Source organism: Secundilactobacillus folii, from assembly GCF_009720675.1.
In the GTDB taxonomy this organism is placed as follows: Bacteria; Bacillota; Bacilli; order Lactobacillales; family Lactobacillaceae; genus Secundilactobacillus; species Secundilactobacillus folii.
Window position 1 is genome coordinate 190,805 of sequence record NZ_WNJO01000002.1, and the last position, 26,593, is coordinate 217,397.

General features: G+C 43.8%; 25 protein-coding genes. 17 read left to right on the plus strand and 8 right to left on the minus strand.

The annotated features are described in order from the left end of the window. Nucleotides 1-171: 171 nt before the first annotated feature. On the plus strand, nucleotides 172-1,491 hold the full coding sequence (locus tag GM612_RS02535) for a Na+/H+ antiporter NhaC family protein (protein WP_173021199.1): 1,320 nt from the start codon (nucleotides 172-174) through the stop codon (nucleotides 1,489-1,491). A gap of 169 nt (nucleotides 1,492-1,660) precedes the next feature. Here the strand turns inward: GM612_RS02535 and GM612_RS02540 are convergent, their stop codons facing one another. Continuing rightward, entirely contained in the window at nucleotides 1,661-3,067 is a 1,407-nt protein-coding gene (locus GM612_RS02540; RefSeq protein WP_155430810.1) for a C69 family dipeptidase, read from the minus strand. Between the two features lie 66 nt (nucleotides 3,068-3,133). Beyond that, nucleotides 3,134-4,093, minus strand: a complete 960-nt coding sequence (locus GM612_RS02545) for a zinc-binding alcohol dehydrogenase family protein (protein ID WP_155430811.1) — start codon at nucleotides 4,091-4,093, stop codon at nucleotides 3,134-3,136. A 235-nt stretch (nucleotides 4,094-4,328) separates the two neighbouring features. On the opposite strand from GM612_RS02545, the gene GM612_RS02550 reads away from it, so the two are divergent. From GM612_RS02550 to GM612_RS02560, 3 genes are all read left to right on the plus strand, one after another. Then, nucleotides 4,329-5,159 carry a YitT family protein gene (locus GM612_RS02550; RefSeq protein WP_155430812.1) on the plus strand — a complete coding sequence of 277 codons (831 nt, stop codon included), beginning with the start codon at nucleotides 4,329-4,331 and terminating at the stop codon, nucleotides 5,157-5,159. A gap of 121 nt (nucleotides 5,160-5,280) precedes the next feature. Continuing rightward, nucleotides 5,281-5,511: a hypothetical protein gene (locus tag GM612_RS02555; RefSeq protein WP_155430813.1), complete on the plus strand. Its 231-nt coding sequence runs from the start codon at nucleotides 5,281-5,283 to the stop codon at nucleotides 5,509-5,511. A 245-nt stretch (nucleotides 5,512-5,756) separates the two neighbouring features. Then, nucleotides 5,757-7,145, plus strand: a complete 1,389-nt coding sequence (locus tag GM612_RS02560) for a L,D-transpeptidase family protein (protein ID WP_155430814.1) — start codon at nucleotides 5,757-5,759, stop codon at nucleotides 7,143-7,145. Nucleotides 7,146-7,324: 179 nt separating this feature from the next. Here the strand turns inward: GM612_RS02560 and GM612_RS02565 are convergent, their stop codons facing one another. Continuing rightward, nucleotides 7,325-10,069, minus strand: a complete 2,745-nt coding sequence (locus GM612_RS02565) for an HAD-IC family P-type ATPase (protein ID WP_155430815.1) — start codon at nucleotides 10,067-10,069, stop codon at nucleotides 7,325-7,327. A gap of 341 nt (nucleotides 10,070-10,410) precedes the next feature. On the opposite strand from GM612_RS02565, the gene GM612_RS02570 reads away from it, so the two are divergent. The 4 genes from GM612_RS02570 to GM612_RS02585 all read left to right on the plus strand — a co-directional run bounded on the left by GM612_RS02570 (nucleotide 10,411) and on the right by GM612_RS02585 (nucleotide 14,264). After that, on the plus strand, nucleotides 10,411-11,985 hold the full coding sequence (locus tag GM612_RS02570; RefSeq protein ID WP_155430816.1) for an Nramp family divalent metal transporter: 1,575 nt from the start codon (nucleotides 10,411-10,413) through the stop codon (nucleotides 11,983-11,985). Between the two features lie 14 nt (nucleotides 11,986-11,999). Then, a complete protein-coding gene (locus tag GM612_RS02575) occupies nucleotides 12,000-12,437 on the plus strand; it encodes a universal stress protein (protein WP_155430817.1) in 438 nt (145 codons plus the stop codon). Nucleotides 12,438-12,864: 427 nt separating this feature from the next. Next, nucleotides 12,865-13,719 carry an SDR family oxidoreductase gene (locus GM612_RS02580; RefSeq protein ID WP_155430818.1) on the plus strand — a complete coding sequence of 285 codons (855 nt, stop codon included), beginning with the start codon at nucleotides 12,865-12,867 and terminating at the stop codon, nucleotides 13,717-13,719. A 77-nt stretch (nucleotides 13,720-13,796) separates the two neighbouring features. Further along, nucleotides 13,797-14,264, plus strand: coding sequence for an Rrf2 family transcriptional regulator (locus GM612_RS02585; RefSeq protein ID WP_155430819.1), 468 nt, complete (start codon nucleotides 13,797-13,799; stop codon nucleotides 14,262-14,264). Nucleotides 14,265-14,456: 192 nt separating this feature from the next. On the opposite strand, the gene GM612_RS02590 is transcribed toward GM612_RS02585, so the two are convergent. The 3 genes from GM612_RS02590 to GM612_RS02600 form a co-directional block, all read right to left on the minus strand. Beyond that, nucleotides 14,457-14,807, minus strand: a complete 351-nt coding sequence (locus GM612_RS02590) for an MmcQ/YjbR family DNA-binding protein (RefSeq protein WP_155430820.1) — start codon at nucleotides 14,805-14,807, stop codon at nucleotides 14,457-14,459. 54 nt (nucleotides 14,808-14,861) lie between these two features. Then, nucleotides 14,862-15,551 (minus strand): GTP pyrophosphokinase, encoded by a 690-nt coding sequence (locus tag GM612_RS02595; RefSeq protein WP_155430821.1) that lies wholly within the window; start codon nucleotides 15,549-15,551, stop codon nucleotides 14,862-14,864. Between the two features lie 231 nt (nucleotides 15,552-15,782). After that, nucleotides 15,783-16,106, minus strand: a complete 324-nt coding sequence (locus GM612_RS02600; RefSeq protein ID WP_155430822.1) for a winged helix-turn-helix transcriptional regulator — start codon at nucleotides 16,104-16,106, stop codon at nucleotides 15,783-15,785. Between the two features lie 94 nt (nucleotides 16,107-16,200). On the opposite strand from GM612_RS02600, the gene GM612_RS02605 reads away from it, so the two are divergent. The 9 genes from GM612_RS02605 (at nucleotide 16,201) to GM612_RS02645 (ending at nucleotide 25,682) form a co-directional block, all read left to right on the plus strand. Next, nucleotides 16,201-17,085, plus strand: coding sequence for a LysR family transcriptional regulator (locus tag GM612_RS02605; RefSeq protein WP_155430823.1), 885 nt, complete (start codon nucleotides 16,201-16,203; stop codon nucleotides 17,083-17,085). Between the two features lie 123 nt (nucleotides 17,086-17,208). After that, nucleotides 17,209-17,952 (plus strand): SDR family oxidoreductase, encoded by a 744-nt coding sequence (locus tag GM612_RS02610; RefSeq protein ID WP_155430824.1) that lies wholly within the window; start codon nucleotides 17,209-17,211, stop codon nucleotides 17,950-17,952. An 11-nt stretch (nucleotides 17,953-17,963) separates the two neighbouring features. Beyond that, complete coding sequence (locus GM612_RS02615) at nucleotides 17,964-18,371, plus strand: cupin domain-containing protein (RefSeq protein ID WP_155430825.1); 408 nt, start codon at nucleotides 17,964-17,966, stop codon at nucleotides 18,369-18,371. A gap of 13 nt (nucleotides 18,372-18,384) precedes the next feature. Further along, complete coding sequence (locus tag GM612_RS02620) at nucleotides 18,385-18,705, plus strand: carboxymuconolactone decarboxylase family protein (protein WP_155430826.1); 321 nt, start codon at nucleotides 18,385-18,387, stop codon at nucleotides 18,703-18,705. A 118-nt stretch (nucleotides 18,706-18,823) separates the two neighbouring features. After that, on the plus strand, nucleotides 18,824-18,991 hold the full coding sequence (locus GM612_RS02625) for a hypothetical protein (protein WP_155430827.1): 168 nt from the start codon (nucleotides 18,824-18,826) through the stop codon (nucleotides 18,989-18,991). A gap of 338 nt (nucleotides 18,992-19,329) precedes the next feature. Then, nucleotides 19,330-22,101, plus strand: coding sequence for a cation-translocating P-type ATPase (locus GM612_RS02630; protein ID WP_425500322.1), 2,772 nt, complete (start codon nucleotides 19,330-19,332; stop codon nucleotides 22,099-22,101). A gap of 16 nt (nucleotides 22,102-22,117) precedes the next feature. Further along, nucleotides 22,118-22,789, plus strand: coding sequence for a TVP38/TMEM64 family protein (locus GM612_RS02635; RefSeq protein ID WP_155430828.1), 672 nt, complete (start codon nucleotides 22,118-22,120; stop codon nucleotides 22,787-22,789). 235 nt (nucleotides 22,790-23,024) lie between these two features. Beyond that, nucleotides 23,025-24,227, plus strand: a complete 1,203-nt coding sequence (locus GM612_RS02640) for a class I SAM-dependent methyltransferase (protein WP_343031766.1) — start codon at nucleotides 23,025-23,027, stop codon at nucleotides 24,225-24,227. A gap of 288 nt (nucleotides 24,228-24,515) precedes the next feature. Then, nucleotides 24,516-25,682 carry an NADH-dependent flavin oxidoreductase gene (locus tag GM612_RS02645; RefSeq protein ID WP_155430829.1) on the plus strand — a complete coding sequence of 389 codons (1,167 nt, stop codon included), beginning with the start codon at nucleotides 24,516-24,518 and terminating at the stop codon, nucleotides 25,680-25,682. A 238-nt stretch (nucleotides 25,683-25,920) separates the two neighbouring features. Here GM612_RS02645 and GM612_RS02650 read toward each other — a convergent pair whose 3' ends face one another. Together GM612_RS02650 and rpsN are read right to left on the minus strand one after the other, a co-directional pair. After that, nucleotides 25,921-26,040 (minus strand): putative metal homeostasis protein, encoded by a 120-nt coding sequence (locus GM612_RS02650; protein ID WP_155430830.1) that lies wholly within the window; start codon nucleotides 26,038-26,040, stop codon nucleotides 25,921-25,923. Between the two features lie 15 nt (nucleotides 26,041-26,055). Further along, the gene (gene rpsN / locus GM612_RS02655; RefSeq protein WP_155430831.1) at nucleotides 26,056-26,325 is read right to left on the minus strand and encodes a 30S ribosomal protein S14; all 270 of its coding nucleotides are present in this window, start codon (nucleotides 26,323-26,325) and stop codon (nucleotides 26,056-26,058) included. Nucleotides 26,326-26,593 lie beyond the last annotated feature (268 nt).

A 26,593-nucleotide genomic window follows, 5' to 3' on the forward strand; every position in this document is an offset into this window, starting at 1 on the left:
TAATAATCACTCTTTTCTGCGTGAGTATTAGCTGAAAAGAGTGATTTTTTGGTATTCTGATATAGGCAGCATCGGCGATAACAATGTGATAACTCTCAGTAATCTCCCATTTTGCTCAAAATTGCGACCAGTATAATATCATTAATAGAATGTCGAAAGAGAGAGATTATTTTGAAGGATAATGAGCCATCACCAAATGGGAACTTTGTCGGTTTGCTGCCGTTAATATTTTTCCTTGTGTTATATATCAGCTCCGGCATTTTAACCGGTAGCTTTGATAATTTGCCACTGTTAGTCGCAATGATGCTGGCCAGTGTCGTCGCCTTTTTACTGAAGGGCGACCACCCTGAAGATACGTTTGAAGATAAACTGACGGTATTTTTCAAAGGGGCCGGCCAAGAGACCATGATCTTGATGATTGTCATTTTTATGTTAGCCGGAGCCTTCTACTACATTACTAAATCGATGCACGCCGTTGAAACGATCACTAACATTGGGTTAACGTTCCTTCCAAGGTCGTTTTTAGTCCCAGGAGTCTTCATTTTGGGCTGTATATTAAGCTTTGCCATGGGCACTTCAATGGGAACGGTGGCAGCGCTCATGCCAATTGCAGCCAGCATTGCCCAGATTGCACACATCAACATGCCATTAATGGCTGGAGTTGTTGTCAGCGGCGCGATGTTTGGTGATGATTTGTCCCTGATCTCCGGTTCGGCCATTGTATCGGCGAAGACGCAGGGGGTCACGATTTTTGAAAAATTCAAAACGAATACAATCATGGTCGTTCCAGCCGTGCTGATCACGATCGGTCTTTTGATGACTGTGACGGTGGGACATGCCAATCTAACTGGTCTTGGTGCTATTCACTGGTTAAATATTCTGCCCTACGTGGTCGTCATTGCCTTGTCATTCATGAATATCAACGTTTTGATCGTTTTGCTATTAGGAATCGTGACTGCCGTGGTCATCGGCCTTAGTTCTGGAGCCTTTGATTTCATTGGTGCAATGGATTCGATCCATAAAGGGATACTGTCAATGGCTGATATTGCAATGATCTCAATTATTGTCGGTGGCCTAGCGCAATTGATGCACCATATGGGTGGTATTCAGTGGTTATTGACGCGAATTACAAAGCATGCCAACGGTGCTCTTGGTGGTAAATTTGCCGTGGCGTTTTTAATTCTACTACTGGACTTGATCACTACCAATAATACCGTTTCAATCATGATCGCTGGTCCAATTGCCAAAGATCTAGCGGAGACCTACCATATTTCTAAGTCGTATACGGCTAGTATCTTGGACGTTTTTTCCTGCGTTGGGCAAGGCATCATTCCATACGGCGGTCAATTATTGATGGCGGGCGCAATTGCGCAAGTTTCAGCAGCTTCGATCGTCCCTTATAGCTGGTACTGCATGGTTTTAGGAATCGTCTCGGTCATTTTCTTGTTAACCAAATTTTCGCCGCGAGATCGTCGGCTTTCAGCAATGTGAGTAACTGAAGATTATCCGCTAAACCGCGCAACATCATTGATCGCAGTGAAGTACGTGTTTAACCGAGCTGCCTCAAACACAAACAAAAAAGATGACTAGCAGGCCCAAATTAGCTGATAGTCATCTTTTTCAGTTTATGCTGTAATAGTAAAATGCAGTTTGTGACACATTAGTCATTTAACGTAAACTGCAATTTCATCCGTGGTTCGCCAAGAGCTAGCATTTGCCCCAGGAGTGTATTTGAATTCTTCTGTGCAACTTCAGCCATTTGTCCGTTTATCTTTTCCAAGTAGGCTGACAGGTCAGACTGTTTAGCTGCCCCAGCATCTGCTTTAATTTGAAGGTTACGGCATGCAGCAACTGTATGTTCTTCAAACAAGTTTTCTTGGTCTTCATACAAGCCAAAATTATTGTCTCCAAGTAATGCCAGTACGTTTGGTAGCCAATACATATTGGTCGGATCGCAATCACCCGTTGTATTCTTATATGCTTTAGGAGTATCCGTTACGTTGGCGTAAAATGGGACGACAGCATTAAAGGTGTTCGGTCCAAATGCTAACCAATGGATCGCCGCAATTTCAGCTGGCACATCGTTACGGATTTGGAGAATGTGCAATTCTTGATTCCGGTTGATACCAATTGGCCGGAACTGTTTCTTCTGGGCTTCGGTTCCAGTTCCATACGGGTCATAAGGGGTATTTTGATAGTGTGAACTCAAGACGAACTTCATATCCTCGATACTGATCTTCTTGCTTGTCCGACAAATGAACGGCAAGTCTTGGTCGATCGGAGTTGTATCGAATTCTGGGTTGAAGTATTTTTGGCCATACCAGGCCCGTGGGTTGTTATAGCGCGTATCTTTGATGGTTGCACTACCGAAAATATGACGCAGGTTGACCTGGTTACTATCAGGATTCATATGATATTTTTCAATAATATCCGGTAAGTCCTTGGCAAATAATGTATCATCAGAGTTGAAGTCGTATTTGTCAATATTTAAGCGGTTTGGTGCAATCACATACGCGTCGTCAGGAATCCGAATCGCCGCCCAGTGGTGGCCGCCAATTGATTCGAAGTACCAAACTTCATCTTTGTCAGAAAAAGCCATGGCATTCATTTCGTAAGTGCCATACTTCTCAAGTAAACTGCCCAAGCGTTTAACACCCTCACGCGCAGAATGAATATATGGCAGCGTAATTGTCGTGATATCTTCTTCACCAATGCCATCGTCCACTAGTGGATCGACACCCAAGATACGTGAATTGGAAGTAATCGTTTCAGTTGCGGTCATTGCCACGTTCTCACTATTGATACCCGCTGCTGCCCAAGTTCCATGACCATCAGTAGCGTCAGGTGTTGAGGTATAACGCAAAGGGTCATCAGGTAAATCGATGGCGACTTTGCTGAGAACCGCCTGATAGTGACGCGACTGGTCTTGTGGTTTAACAACGATAAATTTTTGAGGATTCAGCGGACCGGCGCCATCTTCATTTCTTGCAATCATGGTGGAACCGTCGATTGAGGCCTTCTTACCCACTAAAACAGTGGTACATGAGCCCTTGATCCGTTTTGTCATGCAAACACTCCCTTTAATTTAGTTACTGCTTTAATTGTAGCACGATAGCAGTTACTTCAGCCATATTTAGGGCAAGACGACAACTTTGCCTAAACTCTCACCACTTTCTAGGTAGGCGTGTGCTTTAGCGGTATCTTCAAGTGAAAAAACCCGGGTCGGACTGACATCAATGTGGTGTGCCGCAATAAAATCGAGTAACTCCTGTAATAACTGACCAGGATTTTCGTCGGATGCAAAACCAGTTAAATAACGGTCATTTGGAATACCCATAATTGGATCAAAATTGGGGATAGTCCACTCCCCACCCAAGTCGCCAGTAACGTTTAAGATACCGAAACGACGAAGGTGCTTGAAACTATCTGAAACGGTTGTCGGGCCGACTAAATCAATGATTTTGTCAAATGCCCCTGCTGAATCGGGAACGTGATCGGCGTCAGGTGTGACGATCACATCATTAAAGCCATTCTTTTTCAATCGTTCAACCTTTGCTGCCGAACGGGTGGTGCCGATGATTTGGTTATCCAAGCTATGGCCGCGAATCAATTTTGCTGCGGCAATTCCAACACCGCTGGATGCTGCTCGAATCAAAATTCTATCATTTTTCTTCACCTGCACGCTTCGAACGGCACCATAAGCGGTATAGAAGGTCTCTGGGACGGCGGCCAGATCCTGCCAGCTCAGCGAAGTGGTGACCGGATAAATTTGTTCGTTTGGTAGCAGTGCATACTGTGCGTAGCCACCGTCGAATGCCCGACCCATTTCGCCCATAATCGAAACGACTTTTTGACCAGTATGGAATTGTTTGGGAGCCGAAGTTGCGTCAATTTCTCCAACGGCTTCGATTCCTAGGATGCGAGGAAATTTAACTGATGGTGAATCACCTTTTCGCGTAAAAATCTCTGAGTGATTGATTCCAAACCCCTTAACTTTAATGCGGGTCCACCCAGGCTTGACAGCAGGTGTTGGCACGTCTGTATATTCCAACACTTCTGGTCCGCCTGGGTGTTTAACAACGATTGCTTTCATGATAGATTCTCCCATATCTGTTAGGGAATGTTTCATGTGAAACATTCCCTCACTTACTGTCAGTTACATTCTTTATAAGTATTATGAAGTTGCTTATCACTATTATAACCGGCTGGTTTGAAGATTGCATCATCCAATGTTCAATGTTGATACTTGTGAATTTAAACGAGGTTGCTTAAATGGTAATTTATAGCGTAAAGTAGATCATAAATATAGTTAAGGGGGAGATTGGCCAATGAAGCAAATCGTGAAGAACGGTCTTGAAATTATTTTTGGCGCCATGCTTTACGCCATTGCGATCAACTATTTTTTGATTCCTAACCGAATCGGTGAAGGCGGCGTCACCGGGCTGACAACGATCGGTTATTACACACTACGAATCACCCCCGCACTGACTAACCTAGTACTAAATGGCATTATTTTGATCATCGGCTTTCGTTATCTTCCCCAACGAACAATATTCTATACGTTTTGGGCGATTCTATGGATCTCAATATTTTTAAAATTGCCAGTTTTATGGCCATATCAGACCAATCAGACGTTGATTGCCACTCTAGCTGGTGGCGTTTTGATGGGGGTGTCCATGGGCCTGATTTTCCGCGCAAATGGCACGATAGCCGGTAGCACGATCTTGGCTAAAATCGTGAATCGTTATTTGGGTATTCGTAACGGTTCAGCGATGCTCTTTTTTGATTTGATCGTAGCAATCCCATCTGGCCTAGTTATTGGCTTTCAAAATATGTTACTGACAGTCATTGAATTGTATGTGTCAGCAGTGGTATTAAATAAATATCTCGATGCATTTGGCGCTAAAAGGTCGGTCTTGGTTTTCTCCGAACGTAATCAAGCAATTGGGAAAGCACTGTCTGAACAACTGGGGAAGGGCGTGACAATGATTCAGGCTAAGGGATTCTACAGCCAGAAAAATGAAGATGTTTTATACTACATATGCAGTAGTAAAGATTGGACAACTGTGATCCCGATTATTTCCTCGGTTGATCCGCACGCGTTAGTCGTAACCGACCAAATTCGTAGCGTTCGCGGTTGGCATGTGGCTGATTTATAATCTAGTTTGATAGGGGCAGGTTGTGTCGTACAAAACGCCTGCTCTTTTTTATTCGATTATGCAGATATATATTTTAGGTGTACCTAAAAATGTGTTATAATCATCCTGGAGGCGAAGAATAATGACAACCATTTACATGCACCCAACTGCTAAGGATGAAATTGCAAAGTTGTCGGATGGCAGCCGTGCTTTAGTTGATGTTGAAAAGACGTCCGAAGGGCAACGGTATGGTTTCAAGTTTACAGGTCATTGTCATCCTAATTTTTGGTGCAGTCAGCCGTTGCAAGATGGTTTAACGGTCAGGGTTGATTCGATCGATGGACCAGAACAGTTTAAGATTGCATTGCGTTGATAAGTTGAAACATGGTCATATGTTGGTAGAATATGTGAATGTATTTCAGATTAGACAGCCACGATAAAAGTTTCCTGGGGAAAGATAAAATGACATCATTCGACTTGACTAGGGGGGTCAAGCGAATGATGTCATTTTTGAGTTTGCTGCTAATTCTTTAAATCAAAGTTAAGATTTGCCACCTTTACTTCCTTTTAAGCTTAAGCCTTCATACTATAATCACGTAAGACAAAGGCGGCGAAAAAATGAAACATCGAACAAATCGGCAACTTAAGGGCCTTCGGTGGCTTATTGCTGCCCTGACATTTCTAGTTGTTTTGGGTATCGGTGGTATGGGATATGCGAGTTACTATTCTCAGCGTTTTAAACCGGCACAGATCAATGGTGTCAAAGTGACAAACTTGACTGCCGCCCAAGCGACAAAAAAGCTTAATCAAGCGGATAGTCAGACTAAAAGGAAGACGTTAACGGTCACACAATCAAGGGTAACGGTGAGTCAAACCACAGTTGAAAAAGCTCTTCGAAAGCGCAATGAGGGCTCAAGTCCTTTGAAAACGGTTCAGTTAACAGTTAAAGCACCCGTTTCAAAAGTTCAGTTACAGGCTAGAAAGACGACGTTGTTGAGCCAATTTAAGCAGCAAATTGAAACGATCAATGCAACGCGCACAAAACCGATTGCAGCTAAGGTAACACTTAAAAATGGTCAAACCACTGTTACTGCTGGTCGAAACGGTAATGCTCTTGATGAAGCCAAAATGGTTGCCAGTTATAAGAAACAGATATCAAGCGCAGCGGTTATTCGGGTGAAGGACAGTCAATCACAGGTTGGCAGTACTAGCAGCAGTAATATGAAAGCTACTAAGGTGAAGATGCAGCAGTTATTGAATCGGATGGTTTCTATTAAGCTGCCAAACCGAACAATTACGCTAAAAGCGCGTGATTACCTTAAAAACGGTTATATGACAACTGCGGGGCAAACCTACTTTGACCCAACCACCGTTCAGCAACTGGTGGCAAAACTAGCAAAAGAGTACGACACACAGGGTAAATCAATGCGCTTTACGACTCATAGCGGAAGCAAAATCACTGTCCCAGCTGGTGGAACGTATGGCTGGTCTATCTCTCAGGCTAAATTAACGGCTCGTATTCTTCAGGGCTTTGAAGGTAGTGCAACACAAGCAATCAACCTTAAAAACGATGTCGCTGGGACAGGTTACGGGTCTACTAACGGAATTGGAAAGACTTACATTGAAGTCGACCTTAAGAATTTACGGGAATACGCGTACGTAAACGGTAAATTAAAATTCTCAACAGCGGTTATGTCTGGAACGATCACCGGTGGGAATAAAACGCCGCAAGGGGTCTACTACATCCTCTATAAACAACGTAATACAACGCTCACGGGCGCTAATGACAACGGTTCGACTTACCATTCAAAGGTCAAGTACTGGATGCCGATTACAAACGATGGTGTTGGCTTGCATGATTCGCCTTGGCAGCCAAGTTACGTTTATGGTAATCCTAGCTATCGTAGTACTTATCATTCCCATGGCTGTATCAATAACCCGCCATCTAAGATCGGCAGCTTGTACAAAATATCCTATGCGGGTGAACCAGTCGTGATTTATGATTGATCAGCAACTCGGAGTTTGAACAATAACTTAAATTCTAAATAATTAAAATGGTCGTAACTGAATTTTCTAAATTTGAAAATTCAGTTACGACCACTTTTTTCTGACCTGTAAGTACTTATGCTTGCTAGCTTTAAGTCTAATTGGGTCATCTTAGATTACGTTCATCACGCTATCTGATGTCATCCTACGCGGCCCTGGTAGACTTTTGCCCAGCGTGACCGTAAGAATTTGACGATTTCAGTAACCACTAGCACAATGATACCCGCAATGATTGGGATTCCCCAGCCATACCAGAAGTTAACGCTGGTAGTGTGGAAGACACCCTGCATAAATGGCAGGTAAATAATCGCCATTTGCAGGAGAATTAAAATCGCAATGATGTAGAAGGCCATCTTATTTTGGAAGAAGTACTTCGAAATCACGGGATGGTTATTCCGTAAATTGAAGAGGTAGAAGATTTTTCCGAAAATGACCACGTTTAGCGTCATTGTACTGCCAACTAGGGCGTTGATCGTACCATTTACTAACGTATCATAGGCAATGATGCCCAAACCAGAAATCAGCAGTGAAACATAAACCACTTCAACAACGTCCATTTTAGACAAGATGCCGGCTTTAACATTTCGTGGGCCACGAATCATGATTCCTGATTCAACGGGTTCGAAAATAAAGGCGAACTGAATCGTTAGAGCTGAAACCATGTTGATCCAAAGCAGTTGTGTTGGATAAAGTGGTAATGACTGATCAAGCAGGATACTAAGCACCACGATCAGACCTTCAGCAAAGCTGGTTGGCAACAGGAAACGGATCGTTTTGCGAATATTATCGAAAACATGCCGGCCTTCTTTGACTGCCGCAAGAATGGTCGTGAAATCGTCATCGGCTAATACCATATCGGCGGCACCTTTAGCGACGTCAGTGCCTTTAATTCCCATTGCTACACCAATATCAGCCTGTCTAAGGGCTGGCGCATCGTTCACACCATCACCGGTCATGGAGACAACGTGGTCGTTGACCTGTTGTGCTTTGACTATTCGTAACTTATCCGAGGGTGTTGTTCTGGCGAATACCGTGTAGTTGTCAATCACTTTTGAGAGCTGCTCGTCTGTTAGTTGATTTAATTCCGGACCGGTAATCGCTTTAGGCTGGTCTGACAGGTTGAGCTGCTGGGCAATTGCCGCCGCAGTATCTGGATCGTCACCGGTAATCATTTTGACTTGAATACCGGCATAGCGCAGTTGCTTTACGGCCGTTGCAACTTCAGGTCTTGGTGGATCAATAATGCCAACTAAGCCAACTAAATTGAGACCATTACCAATTTGGTCTGGATTAATTTCATCTATTTCCTGGGAAATGATTTGGTATCCCAAGGCGACAACTCTTTTACCCTGCTTGGCTAATTGAGTCATTTGGCTACGAAGGGTCTCTTCTGCCGCAACTTCACCACCATGCTCGCGAATCAGCCGAGCTAGCGTTTGGGGAGCACCCTTGACCATTAAGACTCTTTGACCACTTTGATCGACTAACCTAGCGGAGTAACGGAAGGCAGAATCAAAGGGCAGTGAATCAATTTCATTGACGATGGGATCAGTGTGATTGAGCTTATGGAACAAAGCGATTAATGCGCCGTCAGTCGGTTCACCAGTTAGAACCCATTTGCCATCTTCATTGTTGAAGACGGCATCAGAAGTTTGGCCGGCGATTTGAACTAGCCAGTTCAGGCTTTCATTACTTTGCCAGTTCACTGGTTTACCATCAGTGGATTGAATCTGCCCTTCGGAATCGTAACCGACCCCTGAAACTTGGTACTGGGCATCAGGAGTCAATATGTCGGTGACGGTCATTTCATTTTTGGTTAACGTGCCAGTTTTATCCGTGTTGACAATATCGACTGCACCTAAGGTCTCAACCGCTGGCAACGTTTTGACGATCGCATTTTGTTTAGTCAGTTGGCGAGTTCCCATTGCTAAAACTACTGAGGTACTGGCGGGTAATCCTTCTGGCATTGACCCAACCACCATCGTGATGACGGCAATAAGAAGCGTTGGCAAACTGTAGACCTTAATGATGGCACCTAAGATAAACAGGACAATTGCGGCAATGACGATCGCCAATGAGAGACCAAAGCCTAAGCGGTTTAAGTTCTGCATCAGCGGCGTTGGCTTAACTTTAACGTCAGCGACATCTTGCTGAATCTTACCAATTTCGGTATGGGTGCCAGTCGCCACGACGATCCCCAGTCCAGAACCGCTGGTCACGGCCGTGGAAGCATAGGCTTGGTTACGACGCTCTGCAAGCGGAAGGCTCACTACATCAATTGGCTCTTCGATCTTTTCTACCGAGTCGGTTTCACCGGTTAGGATCGATTCTTGGATCTTTAGGTTATCCGCTTCAACCAAGCGGAGATCAGCTGGAACGGAATCACCTGCTTCAAGCCGGACAATATCACCGGGTACGAGTTCCCTAGACGGTAGGGTGACTTTTTGGCCGTCACGAATGACAAAACTTTCAGAGACCAAGAGATCTTTGATTTTTGCTAGGGCATTGTCGGCTGAGATCTCTTGAAAATACCCGATGAAGGCGTTTGCGACGATGACTAAGGCGATAACGATTGAATCTGAATAACGGTGAAGCACGAAGGTAATAATCGCTGCCGCCGCCAAAATATAGATGATACTGTTGTTGAATTGTTTTAGAAACCGCAACAAATTTGACACTTTCTTGGCTTCCAGCTCGTTGGGACCATGTGCTGCGAAACGTTTCTTTGCCTCAGCTGTACTAAGCCCGTTATCGCAGTTGGTTTGCCATTCATGTTCAAGCTGAGAAGTGGATTGGCGCCAAATTTGTTGCTGACTGGGTCCGGCGTCAGTATTTTCGTCGGTGGCCCGAGGTGGCACTTGTTGATTATTTGAATCTGTTGCCATGTTATGAATCATCCTTTCTTAGTTCAGTTAAGATTAGCGGTCTGGAATTGCCAAATTAATAAAACGACCCTTCAATGATATCCCTTCCTTTCGTATTGTTATGTAATAGATTATATATTATTGGAAGTAAACGCAAGCGTTATCCAATCAAATTGTGACACATTTAGGCGGAAGTTCATAATTTTGAAAAAATTTTATTTTTATTATTAATTGGTATAGCGGGAATGAAAGCGGCAACAACTATCGTTTGGATTAAGGCACACCTAAAAAGTGTTTTACAAACGTTCAAATAAATGTACAATTAACATGTTAAATAAATCAATGAAAGGTGGCATTTTATTTTGAAAGATGAAAAAACACCTCGTAAACACCATTTGATTGAATACGCAAACGGTAAATCGTTGGAAGAGATCAATGGTTCAATTGAGGTTCCAAAGGGGAAAGGATTCTGGCGGACGCTATTTATGTACTCCGGACCAGGTGCGTTAGTCGCAGTTGGCTACATGGATCCAGGTAATTGGTCGACATCAATTACCGGGGGACAAAATTTTCAGTACCTGTTAATGTCTGTTATCTTAATGTCAAGTTTGATCGCGATGCTGCTGCAATACATGGCGGCTAAACTTGGCATCGTGAGTCAGATGGATCTTGCTCAAGCAATTCGGGCACGAACCAGCAAAGCGCTAGGAATTGTGTTGTGGATCTTAACGGAATTTGCAATTATGGCAACTGATATCGCGGAAGTTATCGGGGCGGCAATTGCCCTTTATCTTTTATTTCATATTCCACTTGTGATTGCAGTTTTCATTACAGTTTTTGATGTTTTGCTCTTGCTATTATTGACTAAGATTGGTTTTCGGAAAATTGAAGCCATTGTTGTCTGCTTGATTTTAGTAATCCTGTTTGTTTTCGCTTATCAGGTAGCCTTATCACAACCTAATTGGGCTGGGGTATTTGGCGGTTTGGTTCCAAATGCTGATACCTTCTCAAGTTCCATTAAGGTTAGCGGCAGTACGCCGTTGACTGGTGCACTGGGTATCATCGGTGCAACTGTAATGCCACATAATCTATATTTACATTCAGCTATCTCACAGACTCGAAAGGTTGACCACGCCGATGAAGATGATGTTGCTCGAACAGTTCGTTTTACAACTTGGGATTCAAACATTCAACTTACGGCTGCCTTCTTTGTTAATGCGCTCTTACTGATTATGGGTGTTGCGGTATTCAAGACTGGTGCAGTTAAGGACCCTTCGTTCTTCGGATTATTCCAAGCCCTTTCGAATACCTCGATGCTTAGCAATGGTGTCTTGATTGGCGTTGCCAAGTCCGGTGTCCTTTCAGTTTTGTTTGCGGTTGCGCTGTTGGCATCCGGGCAAAACTCGACGATTACTGGGACGTTAACTGGTCAAGTGATCATGGAAGGGTTCGTTCACATGCGGATGCCACTGTGGTTACGTCGGTTAGTGACCCGATTGATCTCCGTGATTCCAGTTCTGATCTGTGTTGCCATGACTGGTGGCGAAACACCGATTCAACAACACGAAGCGCTGAATACGTTGATGAATAATTCTCAAGTCTTTTTAGCCTTTGCGCTACCATTCTCAATGCTGCCACTCCTAATGATGACGGATAACCGTCTGGAAATGGGTGACCGATTCAAGAACAGCTTAGTCATTAAGATCCTCGGCTGGTTCTCCGTCATCGCGCTAACGGTATTAAACATGAAGGGACTACCAGCAAACATTGAGGCCTTCTTCCCGGCTAATGCAACTGCTGCGCAGCTCCGATTGGCCGATGATATTGCATACGGTCTGATTGCTGCAGTGATTGCACTGCTGATTTGGACAGTATACGATCTTCACCAGGGTAACAAGCGCTTAGCGGCCAAGTTAGGTGCTAACACTGCGGCATAAACGGAGGATAAGAGATGGCAGAGAAAAAAGTATTTAAACACGTTTTAGTTGGTGTAGATGATTCGGAAGATGCGCTGTTAGCCTTTGACTACGCAATTGGTTTTGCTAAACGGCGAGACGCCGAATTGACGATTGTTTCAGTTCTGGAAGATCATAATTTGAGTGTCTATCAAGCTTTGGATAAGGACTATATTCACGGCGAAAGAGCTGATTTGGAGGTCCACCTTCAAGATTACGTCAAGCAAGCTCAGGCTGCTGGCGTGGAAAAAGTGAATGCACTGGTCACCGAGGGCAATCCCGGTGAAGCCATCGTCAAAGATGTTATCCCGCATGCTAAGCCGGATGTACTGGTCATTGGTTCGATTTCAAAGAAGGGTCTCCGACGCCGTTTTGGGAGTCAGGCCGCCTACATGGCAAAGTACGCACCAATCTCTGTACTAGTGATTCGCTAAGAGTCTTTTAATGATTTAAAAATGGGGAGTAGGACTAAATTTAGTTGGGTCCGAAATGATAGAAAAGAGCGTCGTGGATTCCTAATTGGGAATCTGCGACGCTTTTATTTGCATGAATGGAACCTGAGGGATGAAGCACTAGACTAGGTGCAGATTCGAGATTGAGCCGTATTTTACGTTAAAAGGCCAGTTCAATACCTGCCGACATTGATTTTTATCTCCATTCCTTTTGAAATAAAAACTTGCTGTCAATTGGTATTTGGATCCATCGACTACCCTGAGATATTTTGGCGACATTTACACATCATCGTTTAAAGCCAATCATACTGAGCACAATTTGACCTTTTTTTGGTAACGTGTTACGTTGTAAGTAACATGTAAATTATAATATAACACGTTGAAACTAAATTAAAGAAGGTCGTTAAATATGACAAGATATGCAGTAACTGGCGCAACTGGCCATTTGGGTACAAGGGCAATTCAGACGTTATCAAAGTTGGTTGAACCAAGTGACATCGTTGCACTGGCTCGTAATGTAGAAAAGGCTAAAGCCTCAGTACCCGAAGGCGTTGAGGTTCGTCACGCTGATTATGATCATGAAGATAGTTTCGTGAAAGCGTTGCAGGGTGTTGATAAACTGCTACTGATTTCTTCTCAGCCTGGAGGCCCTGTATCCCGTCAACAGCAGCACCAAAACGTCATTGATGCAGCTAAAGCTGATGGCGTGGAATTTATTGCCTACACCAGTTTTGCGCACATTGAAACTGCTAAGTCGCCATTGGCTAATGATCACCGATTTACCGAACAGGCAATCGTGAAGTCAGGAATCGCACATAGTTTTCTGCGAAATAACTGGTACTTAGAAAATGAAGCTGCTACTATTCAGGCGGCCTTAAAAGGGCAACCATTTGTTTACGCCGCTGGAGAGGGCCACATAGGCTGGGCGGCTGAAATTGACTATGCAGATGCTAACGCTCAGGTCATGGTATTAGAGCAGCCAAAGGAAATTTACGAATTTGCTGGCCAATCGAGAACCTACGCCCAACTAGCAGACGTTGTTAAAACGGTCAGTGACCACGATTTTGAGGTTCAATCCATTAGTGAAGCTGAATACCAAAAGAATCTTGAGGCCTCTGGTCTAAATACTCAAACTGCAGCGGCCATTGCATCACTTCAGAAGTTCATTAAGTCGGGGGACCTCGCTGAAAACAGTACGGATCTGCAAGACGTTCTAAAACGCCCACTAACAGATCTCGCTACTGTCATCAAAGCGATGAAATAGCGCGATTTAGCATCAATACTTGCGTCTTTTAGCCGTCTAGCTTACAATGACAACACTAACCAATCGAGGTAATTAATATGAAGTATTCTCACAAACTAAGCGATGCTGTTCATATCTTAGCTTTTGTCGAAATTTTCAAAAATGATGGCGATTTATCCAGTAAGGGTATCGCGCTTAGCATTGAGTCTAATCCTAGCCTAGTGCGGCGGTTAATGGCGTCTCTGGTTAAAGCGGGCCTTTTAAAAACACGCCCAGGAGTGGTTGCCCCTGAACTAGCCAAGCCCCAAAAAGAAATTAGCTTATTAGATATTTACCGGGCTATTGATGATGATCACAACTTGTTGCACGTTGATGACAAGACCAATATGAATTGTCCAGTCGGCGCTAATATTCAAGATACGTTAAATGTTGTTTACGCCAAAGTTCAAGCTGATGCAGAACAGAGCATGGCTCAAATTACTCTTGATCAGATTGTGACCGATTTACAAGATCGGCAGGCTAGAAAAGAGGCAGCTAAAGCCACTAGTAAAATATCGACTAAGTGAACACTCGATGTCCCAAGTGTTAGCCACTTCTCAGTTGAAACCTAACGCCAAGGATGTAACCGACAAGTACTCCGTTTTAGAGATATAAAAAGCAATGATCAGTTTTGAAATTGACAAACGATCATTGCTTTTTTGATACTGTCAGATTGTTAAATGGACTGCTGCGGTTCAACCCCAGACTTAATAATTAGTTTACTCGGTGGCTGAAAAACTACCTTCGATTAGGTCTGCTAACTCGTCAATAGTTTTAAAACGGGGGAGGATGGCCGTGATCCAGTGGGCTTTAGACATGTGGTAACCTGGCAGAAAGTTTGGTTGCGTCTGTAATATCGAGTTTAATTCTGGATCGACTTTCAGGTCTAAAATATCAATCTTGTCTGAACCGGGTAAACCAAGTTTATCGGCAGGGACGTCCATGATCAGTGCAAACCACTTCCCATTGAGGTGCCGGATGGCAACATAGTTTGGAAAATGTTTGAACGGTTTAGTGATCTCCGAGTTATATTCATTGTGACAGTAAGTAATAATTTCGTCCCTAGTCATAAAAATACCTCCTGATTAATGTTTCATGTGAAACATTAGTTAGTCTAATCGGCATCAATCGTCCTGGAGATCCTTAAAAATCATTTGTAAATTGGTTTCGATTTGATTAAGTTCTGAAGAATAGCCCCGTAATTGATCACCATACTGTGCCACTTTATCCTGATCAACATTGGTTTTATAGCGCAATTTGTGCTCCAAACTTGCCCACATATCCATTCCAACAGTCCGTAGCTGAATCTCTACAGGCGTTTCAACTGGGCCATCAATTTGAAAGACCGGGACGGAAAGGACCAGGTGCAAACTGCGATAGCCACTTGGCTTTGGGTGGTTAATATAGTCTTTACGCTTCAACAGTTTCACGTCGGTCTGGTTTGTCAGGGCCGTTTCAACAGTTTGGATATCATCTAAGTAGTTAGTGATGACACGGATACCTGCAATATCGAAAATATGGTTTTTCATTGATGCAACACTGCGGGGAAGTTCTTTCTTAGCCATTTTATTAAATAAGCTGCGCGGTTCTTTCATCCGTGTCTCCATATGGTGAATGGGGTTATGATTAGTTCGTAATTGAAATTCGGTGTCGAGATTATCTAATTTTGTGCCAAATTCATTAGAAGCGGCCTGGCATTGTTGATAATAAACGAAGAACTGACGAAATTCAGTGGTATTCGCGGTTCCAATTAAGCGACTGAGTTCAGTAGAGATCTGATCGAGGTTGGGTACGTTGCTGCGTTGTAAAATCATTGATTGTCTTCCTTTTACGTTTAATAGCCCTAATTTTATCACTGACAACCAGATAACCCAAAATACTGTGTCCTAAATTTTCTCGTTTATTAATAAAGTGAGTGATGGACAAAATTAAGCTTTTGCTGATTGCTACAAAAAAGAAATTTCCAAAATTCGGAAATTTCCCCTTACAGATCAACCTTTGAAAGTTAAACGTTCACTTTTCTACTGATCAGTTTAAAATCGTTATTACTGATGATGCTCCTGATGCAAGGCAACTGAACGAGTTAATTGACGGTCACCCCACGCACTCAGATTGGTCAACATTTGCTGCAAATATTGACCGTCTAAAGTCAGCCGGTAATGATAGTCTTTGGTATATACGAGACCTAATTCGCCTAATTCCTGCAGTTTAAGTAATAAATTAAAGGTCGAAATGCCACGCAGATCAGTTCTTAAGGTCATAAATTCCTCTAGCTGATCAGATAAATTCAGTAGAATCAACGCGTACCACTTATCTGAAATGACAGCTAAGCCAGCTTTTGTACCAATGTTTAAATCTCGCATGACCATTGATCTCAATCCCTCCAGTGCATTTAACTATTAGTTTATACACTTTACTTTACTATGACCAGCAATTAGACTTAAAAACTAAGGGGGTGACGTTATGGAACTGAGAATATTGCGTTATTTTTATACCATTGCGGAGGAAGGCAACGTGTCTAAAGCGGCCGAAGTTTTACATATCACGCAACCAACGCTGAGTCGGCAATTAAAAGCCTTGGAAGATGAATTAGGCACCGCACTGTTTATTCGTCAGCATAACCATTTGGAATTGACGCCAGCTGGGATGTACCTGCGAAGTCGCGCAGCTGAAATGCTGCAACTTGCGCAGCAGACCAGCATGGAATTTGAAAACCGTAAACGGGAGTTATTCAATGGTCATGTGACTATCGGCTGTGTTGAAGCCGATAATTCGGATACCTTATCCATGCTGCTTGAAGATTTCACCCATGATTATCCTAACGTGACGTTTGATATCTTTAGTGGAACTAGCGATATTATCAAGGAACGGCTGGATAAGGGGCTGCTGGATATGGCGATTTTGCTGGAGCCGGTTGATACGCGTAAATACAGTACGGTAACGCTGCCTCGGCGTGAACGCTGGGGTTTACTCGTGCCGTTTTCGTCACCGTTGGCGCGTAAGGGAGCAATTTTCCCAGCTGATCTGCAACCATTGCCGCTGCTTATTTCTGGTCGGCCAGAAATTCAGCAAATGCTGGCCAATTGGGCGCAGATGCCATTTTCGAAACTGAACGTCCGTGGCCACTTTAACTTGTCATTCAACGTCATTTCATTGGTCGCCCACGGAGTTGCTGATGCAGTCATGATTGAAGGAGCCATCACTGGTCGTAAGCCCAAAGAAGTTTCCTTTGTGCCACTGTCACCCGAGATTCAAACAAACTGCGTGCTAGTGTGGCGACGTGAGCGCGTTATGTCTCCGGTGGCTGATAAGTTTATTTCTTATTTTAAAACGAGTTTTCAAAACTAATTCTTATGGGTTGGTATGCTGAGTAAGCATGCCAATCCTTTTTTTAGGTATTTCACGAATGCCAAATTTGGCGATACACTGAGTCTTGTTCAACAGAATAAGAAAGAAACGGAGTATTAGTTTATGACAATAAAAAATAAGGTCGTCGTCATTACCGGCGCGTCCTCTGGAATTGGCGAAGCATCGGCCAAGTTACTTGCTAGTAGCGGTGCCAAGGTAGTGCTGGGTGCTCGACGTGCGGCGCGGTTACAGACGATCACCGACGATATTAAACGGAATGGTGGCCAGGCGATTTACCGGGTGACTGACGTGACGCATCCAAATGATTTGGCAGCTCTAGTCGATGCCGCTCAGCAGGAATTCGGTGGTTTAGACGTCATCTTTAATAACGCAGGCATTATGCCAACGTCTCCAATCAGTGCCCTGAAGACTGACGAGTGGAATGAAATGGTCGACATTAACTTAAAGGGTGTCCTGAACGGTGTTGCTGCCGTGATGCCAACCTTTACTAAGCAAAAGTCCGGTCAGATTATTACAACCTCATCAGTCGCAGGTATTAAGAGCTTCCCTGGCGCTGGTGTTTACGGGGCTACTAAGTTTGCTGTCCGTAACTTAATGGAGGTTATTCGAACTGAAAGTGCTCAAGAAGGCACTAACATTCGGACAGCAACCTTGTATCCAGCAGCAATCAACACTGAACTGTTGAGTACGATCTCAGACCAGCAGGCGCTAAGTGGCATGCAGCAGCTATATAGTGCTGTTGGGATAACCCCTGATGCTATCGCACGTGTCGTGGCATTTGCCATTGACCAACCCGTCGAAGTCAATGTTAATGAATTTACAATCTATCCAACCAAACAAGCTTAGGAGGCAAAATTATGGCTAAAAATGAACAAGTAAAAAACGGTATTTTCCCAATGGGTCCCAAAAACGATGCCTATGCTAAATATTTTGTTGGTCAAAGTTATTTACAGGGCTTAGTCAATGATCCTGAGGTCAACGTTGGTGTTGGTAACGTCACTTTTGAACCTGGTTGCCGCAATAACTGGCATATTCACCACAACGGGTTCCAGATTTTATTGGTTACTGGCGGTGAAGGCTGGTACCAAGAAGAGGGCAAGCCAGCGCAGAAGTTGACGGCCGGTGATGTGATCGTGACCCATGACGGCGTTAAGCACTGGCATGGAGCCACCAAGGATAGTTGGTTCTCTCACATTGCAATCACAGCTGGGACGCCTGAATGGCTGGAACCAGTCTCTGATGAACAGTACAATGCGTTAGGCTAAGGAGGAGTTAAACATGGCAAAAAAACAAACTGCAGGCCGCGATAATTTAGGTGATTTTGCACCTCAATTCGCTGCTTTAAACGATGATGTCTTATTTGGACAAGTATGGGCACGGGAGTCAGAAATGTCACCTCGTGATCGTAGTTTGATCACATGCTCTGCACTGATGGCCCAGGGATTATTCCCACAGCTTGAATCACACATGAAGATTGCTAAGCAAAATGGTGTCACTAAGGATGAGATGGTCGAGTTGATCACTCATTTGGCTTTTTACGCTGGTTGGCCAAAAGCCTGGAGTGCCTTTGGCATTGCCAAGAAGATCTTTACTGATTAGTTAAAAACCGGTCATCTAAACTGAAATGTACAGATTGTGTAAATGTGACTTGACTTCAGACGGATAAGGCGTATTATATTCTCAAATAACTGATGCGTAATTGAAGGGAGCTGGGCACATGAAACGCACTTGGAAGATTACTGGAATGAGCAACGGATTTGGCCAAAAATTGATTCAAAACCTGATTAAAAAGGGTAAGCAGGCCACAACCAATGCCCAGAACGAATTAAAAATTAAAAATCTCGACCATGGACAAGTTGATGTTTTAATCAACTTACGCGGTTAAGCATCGATTTAAATTAAAGGGTGTGGAACACAGCACAGTTACGTTCCATCGTCCAAATAAATAGCGTCGTGGATTCCTATTTTGGAATCCACGACGCTATTTATTTGCATGGTGGGACATGAGTTTTTGACGGGGGTTTAGTCTAGTTAGTAGTTCTAATGATTGCAGATTCATCAGGAGTCTTGATTAGAGACCAAGTCATGTATTTATCGATCCCAGTTTCGGCACAGTTTTTGATTCCCATTTGGGGGTGAACACATCTTTGAAAACAGTTGCAAAATGGCGTTTACTGGCCAATAATTGTGGGTAAGGAGTAGCGTTGAATCCAAAATAGTTAGCTGGTGAATGAAGTGGGAGAAGAAAATAAAGCGGCCACGATGCCCATGAATGACCTGTTAGAAAGTTTAAAGACAAGCGAACTCGGGTTAACTGAGGGTGAAGCGACCAAACGACAGCAAAAATATGGACCAAATACGATTCACCGTGAGAAACAGCAATCACAATTATTAGTGTTTCTGAAGAATTTTATTAGTCTGATGGCAATCTTGCTATGGGTCAGTGGCATCATTGCCATGCTGAGCGGCTCTATTGAACTTGGGATCGCTATTTGGGCGGTTAATATCATCAATGGCGTCTTTAGCTATTGGCAGGAACACCGTGCAGCTAAGGCAACTGATTCGCTGATGGCAATGTTACCGACGTACACAAGGGTTTATCGCGACGGTAAGGTCAAACAGCTCAATGCACTGGACTTGGTTCCCGGTGACGTTTTTGACCTTCAAGCCGGCAACGCCGTTCCAGCTGATGCCCGTTTGATAACCGCGACTTCCATGCAGGTCGATCAGTCGGCGCTAACGGGTGAAACAGTGCCTGAATCAAAGAGCGTGGCGTTTGCCTCGGGTGAAGGTAAGTATGCCGAGACCAATATTGTCTACGCAGGAACTGCCGTTGGCGCAGGGACTGGTAGAGCGGTGGTTATTGCAACCGGAATGAACACTGAATTTGGCAAAATAGCTTCATTAACTCAGAAGCAGAATAAGGAATCCAGTCCGCTGCAATTAGAACTAAACCGTCTAACTAAGCAGATTTCGTTGATCGCCATGGGAATCGGCATTTTATTCTTTATTACGGCCATTTTCTTCGTCCACTACCCTGTTGATCAATCGTTTATTTTTGCATTGGGAATGATTGTTGCTTTTATTCCAGAAGGTCTGCTGCCGACCGTGACCCTTTCACTGGCACAGGGAGTCCAAAAAATGGCTAGGCGGCACGCTTTGGTTAAAGATTTGAACAGCGTTGAGACCCTTGGTGAAACGACGGTCATCTGTTCAGATAAAACCGGGACTTTAACTCAGAACCAAATGACCGTGAACCATATTTGGTTGCCAACTGGTGAGTATACGGTGTCCGGCCAAGGGTACGTTAATAACGGTCAGGTACAACGAAATGATCAACCAGTCGACTGCACCAGCACGACTGATCTGAACCGGCTGATGTCTATTGCCGCCTTAAATAACGATACGAAAGTTCAATCTGATACCCAGTCTAAAAAAGCAAAGATCCTAGGCACCCCAACGGAAGCAGCACTGGTGATACTATGTGAAAAAGCCGGTTTTGACACTGCCCACACCCTTAAAATCATGCCCCGAATCAAAGAACTTCCATTTGATTCACGGCGGAAGATGATGACCACGATCCACCGTGAAAATGACCAATTATTTATTTACGTCAAGGGTGCCCTAAGCGACTTGTTGGCCCACTGTACGACGATTCAGGAGAACGGAATTTCCCGGGCAATAACTGCTGCCGATAAAAAAGCAATTAATGCGGCGAATGAAAAATACGCAGCGAAGGGGCTTCGATCACTGACGTTTGCTTACCGTGAAGTACCGTTTAAGAATCAAAACCAAGTTGATGGTTTAGAAATTGCAAATGCTGAACGGCAACTAACCTTTGTTGGGCTGACCGCTATGTCTGATCCGCCGCGACCAGAAATTTATGACGCTGTTAAGAAATGCCATGAGGCAAGCATCAAAATCATTATGGTCACCGGTGATAGTCAATTGACAGCAAAATCGATTGCTACCGAAATTGGGTTAACTTCAAATCAGGCTCGTGTTGTCACCGGCAAAGAACTGGATGAGATGAGTGATGCTGACCTTAAAAAAGCACTCAAAGGTGAGATCATTTTTGCCCGAGTAGCTCCTGAGCAAAAATATAAAATTGTTTCCACTCTGCAGACGATGGGCGAAGTCGTTGCCTCGACTGGTGACGGGGTAAATGATGCCCCCGCGCTGAAAAAAGCTAATATCGGCGTGGCCATGGGTGTGACCGGTACGGATGTTGCCAAGGATGCAGCCAACATGATCTTAACGGATGATAATTTTGCTTCAATCGTGGCTGCCGTTGAGGAAGGGCGTGCAGTATATAGTAACTTACAGAAATTCCTGCTCTATATTTTCAATTCTAATATGCCGGAAGCTGTTCCATCTGCACTCTTCCTGTTTAGCCGTGGTCTGATTCCACTGCCATTAACGATCATGCAAATTCTGACAGTTGATTTAGGAACTGATATGCTGCCTGCACTGGGACTTGGATCGGAGAAGGCCGAACCGGGTGTGATGAAGCTGCCTCCACGGGCGCGTAATGCCCACTTACTAAATAAGCGGATCATTTGGAAAGCCTTTGCATGGTATGGTGCAATTGCCTCCGTTGTTTCGACTTTAGCGTACTTCTTTGTCAATATTGAAGCAGGCTGGCCGAATCAGCCTTTGATGTCGAGTGGCGTTGGCTATTCTCGCGCCACTACAATGACCTTAGCAGCCATTATTTTCTGTCAAATCGCCGCAGCAATGAATTGTCGAACTACGACCGAATCGATTTTTAAATTAGGTCTTTTCAGTAACCACTTGATTTGGACTGGGATCATTGTTGAAATTATTTTGCTAATGATTTTGTCTTATACACCTGGGCTGCAAGCAGTTTTCCATATGACACCGTTACTCGGCAAGGACTGGATCTTTCTATGCATAATCCCGATTCCAATTGTTCTGATTGAAGAATGCCGCAAGTGGTTCTTTAGAAAACGGCATAGCACGTCCATTAATTAATATTAGGGGGTAGGCTATGAAAAAAATGACACGGGGGATTTTGATCATTCTTGCAATACTGCTCATGTTAGTGGCTTGTTATGTGCTTTATCTGCATAGCCACCCCAACTTAAACCGGTTTCTCACGGTTGCTAATTACCGACACGAACTGTTACGAAACATTGAGCAATACCGGCGTAATCCGCTAATTTTAGTTGTGATTGAAATCTTGATCGTTTTTCTAACCGCGATTCCATTTCTCCCAGTGTCCGTAGTTTGCATCGCCGTTGGATTAGGTTACGGCGGATTACAGGGTGCCTTGATCAACTCAATCGGTATCAGCATTGGCAACTTGCTGGTACTGGCTGGTATTAAATACACCGGGCTGGCGAGACGAATCCAAAATCGGCACGCCCCCTTGATGGATGAAGTAGCGAAGATGAGACAACCCTTGATTGGGATAACGGCCAGTTACGCCATTCCAATGGTGCCCTCGTTGCTGGTTAATCTGACTGCAACGCGCTTTAAATATTCCCTACGTCAAATGCTGATACCAGTTGTGGTTGGCAGCATTCCTGTCTCCATTATTTATGCATTTGGCGGTCAATTATTCTCAATTGGCGATGTGCGCGTTGATGCTGGTGTGATTTTTGTTTTTGCTGTGATGCTACTGACTGTTGCACTGGCAAAGCACTTCCGAGATAAGTAAGAAAATAATGAGAAAATTTGCGGGTGCAAAGCCGCTTTCAAGTGGCCTGCACCCGCTTATTGACGGTCACCGACAACGGTTAAAAGGCTATGATGGTAACACTGGGTGGTGGTCCTATCCGTTGACAAACCAACGTTAGACTTGTAATGTAAACAAATAGTAGTTTTTCATTGTCAATTAAGTTAACAATGTTAATTAAATTATTTGTACCAATTTTTAGAGAGAAGGCAATCAAGTGTTAGAAAAGACCGTTTATCGACAATTACTGAGCCGCGCATTTGACATTCCTGTGTCCGTGACTTATTGGGATGGCAAGGAAGAGAAGTATGGTGACGGCGAACCGGTTGTTAAGGTCCGGTTTAATGAACAAATTCCTATCAAGAGTTTTACTGATAAGCCAACGTTGGTATTGGCAGAGGATTACATGCGTGGTGCCATTGAGATCGATGGCAGTATTGAAGAACTTGTTGCTTCTGCATACCGCTCAGCAGGTAGCTTTTTAACGAATAACCCATTTTTGAAACATTTACCAAAGATGTCTCATTCTGAAAAGAACAGTGAAAAAGATGTTCAAAGTCACTACGATATTGGTAATGATTTTTATGAAATGTGGCTTGATAAAACGATGACGTATTCGTGTGCCTACTTTGAAAATGATGACGACACGCTTGAACAAGCACAAATGAACAAGATTCACCATATTTTGAATAAACTCCATCCCGAAGCAGGTAAGAGTTTATTAGATATTGGGAGTGGCTGGGGCACGTTGCTGTTCGTTGCTGCTGAAGAATATGGTCTGAAAGCTACTGGCATTACTTTGAGTCAAGAACAATACGACTACACAAAGCAACAGATCCAGGAGCGTCACCTTGAAGGTAAAGTTGATGTTTTGCTGGAAGACTACCGTGAAGTCAATGATCAATTTGATTATGTGACTTCAGTTGGGATGTTTGAGCACGTTGGAAAAGAAAACCTTGGCCTGTATTTCCAAAAGGTTGCCGACTTTATGAAGCCGGATGGTCGCGCATTGATCCACGGTATCACTGGTCAACACGTCGGTGCCGGAGTTGATCCGTTTATCATCAAATACGTTTTCCCAGGCGGCTACATTCCTAACGTTTCTGAAAACCTGCAGCATATTATGGATGCTAAGTTGCAGTTTGCGGACCTTGAACCACTGCGCCGTCACTACCAAAAGACGCTTGAGATGTGGTACGCCAACTATCAAAAGGTTGAGGATAAAGTTGAAGCCAAGTATGGTAAGGAATTTGCCCGCATGTGGGGAATGTATCTCCAAGCCTGTGCCGGTTCATTCGAAGGCGGTAACATTGACGTGATGCAGTATCTGCTTGAGAAGCAACCAAGCGGCAATGGACTACCAATGACTCGTCAGTATATGTATGATGCTGATAAGGCCAAAGTTTCACAGGAAGCTTGATCGACATTTGTTGCGGTTTTTAGAATTTACATTTAGAGGGCGGATGCCGTCCAGAATGTGAAAGGGCCTTGGTGCTGTGTTTTCTAAGAATCCACTCAATGTTTTGAAGATCCTTTCTAGTTCGAACTAGAAATCATAATTTAGCTAAATAAGACGTTAACAAACGCGTTTCCAAGCAAGGGAACTGAATTTGTTAACGTCTTATTTTTTAAACTGGTTATTTTAAGTAAGTGGTTCTATAATAATCTTGTAATTTATTTCACAATTTTATTCAAAGGGGCTGTAATCTTGACTAATTATAAATTTCTAGAACCTTATACCTTTGCTAATGGTGCCACGGTTAAGAACCGTATCGTGATTCCGCCAATGACGGAAGAATCCGCAATGGCAGACGGGACCGTTTCCCGTGATGAACTTCATTATGTTAGTCTTCGAGCAGGTGGCGTAGGGATGTTCATTAGTCCAGTCGCCAACGTGACACCTGATGGTAAGGGGTTTGAAGGCGAACTATCAGTTGCTGATGACCGCTTTATTCCAGGTTTGTCTAAGTTAGCCCATGCGATGAAGGGTCATGGTTCTAAAGCTATTTTACAAATTTTCCATGCCGGCCGAATGTCATCAAGTTCCGTGCTGCGCGGCACGCAGCCGGTCAGTGCAAGTGCTGTTGCAGCACCGCGTGAAGGAATGGAGACGCCTCGTGAGTTAACTGAATCTGAGATTGAAACCATTATTCAGTCTTTTGGCGATGCAACGCGGCGAGCTATCGAAGCTGGCTTTGACGGTGTGGAAATCCATGGTGCCAACACGTATCTGATCCAGCAGTTCTTCTCACCGAACTCCAATCAGCGGACTGACAAGTGGGGCGGAACGGTTGATAAACGGATGACGTTTGCACTTGAAATTATTAAAGCCGCTAGAAAAGCAGTTGACGACTATGCTAAATCACCGTTTATTCTGGGGTATCGTATCTCACCAGAAGAGGTTGAAACACCAGGTATTCGACTAGCCGATACGCTGCACTTTATCGATACGCTGGCTGATCAACCGATCGACTACCTGCATATTTCAATGGGTAACGCTTGGCGGACCTCATTAAATGATCCTAGTGAGCAGACGCCAACTATTTTACGAATCAAGAAACAGGTGAATGGTCGAAAGCCTTTGATCTCAGTTGGTTCGATTAAAACCCCTGCAGAGGCCGAAAAGGTAATGGATGCCGGAATTGAGTTTGCTGCTATCGGGCGAGAATATCTCTGCGAGCCTAACTGGGTCGAAAAGGTCGAAGCTGGACTGGAAGATACGATTCATTACAGTATTAACCGGGCCGAATTGGACGATTTAGGCCTAACACCAATTTTAATGACCTTCCTGGAAGGCATGCAAGCTAACATTCCGTTTGAGGGTGAGTCGGAAAATAAGCAGGGCATTGAGGCTAGTCCGATTTTAAATGAATAAATCGATAAATAATTCAGGGTCGAGATAAAAGTTGAGTTGGCTAGTCGTAAACTGGCTGCCTAATGCAAAGGTAGTTAAAGGTTCGTTCAGTTTTAGACTGTTATCAAGTCAAACTTCCGTTAAAGCACAGGTTTCGGCCATGTAAGTAAATAGCGTCGCGGTTTCCAAGCAGGAATCCGCGACGCTATTTAATGCTACTCTGGAATCTAACCGAATTTTGTCACACGCTTTATTTTTGCTACTTAGTCTTATTATTAGTCCGTTTAGCATCGCGAATAACCTTCATCGCTCGCTTACGAGTTTTCAGGCTCGGACTTTTCAGTCGGCGATATGCACTGGCTAAATCTGTTTTTTCCATGCGTTGACCTCCATGCTACCAAGAAGCTTTACGGACACCAGGAATCTGTCCTAGGTGGGCATACTTACGGAAATTTAAACGAGACATTTCAAATTTACGCATATAGCCACGAGGACGCCCGTCGAGACGGTCACGATTGTGCAACCGGATAGGATTCGAGTCCTTGGGTAGTCGTGCTAAAGCTTCGTAATCACCCTTTGCTTTCAGCTCGCGACGAATCGAAGCGTACTTTTCGACCAGTGCGCGCTGTTTGTTAAACTTAACGATTTTTGATTTCTTTGCCATGTTTTCCTCCAATAACTTAGTGATGGTATTCAGTCCAATAAGTAATTGCAAGCCTCAGGCTAGTATTATTCTGTTCGTCACAACAATGAGTTAACTTTACCAGTATTGCCTGGGAAATACTAACGATTTGACTCACATATCTTGTAAATAGTAAAAGTTACTATTTACATTAAACCACCTTTTGGAAACGAAGTAAAGAATAATGGGTCGCTTAAACAAAGTAAATTTGTCTATCAAAATGATTGAAATGGGACCAGCAGATAGGCAT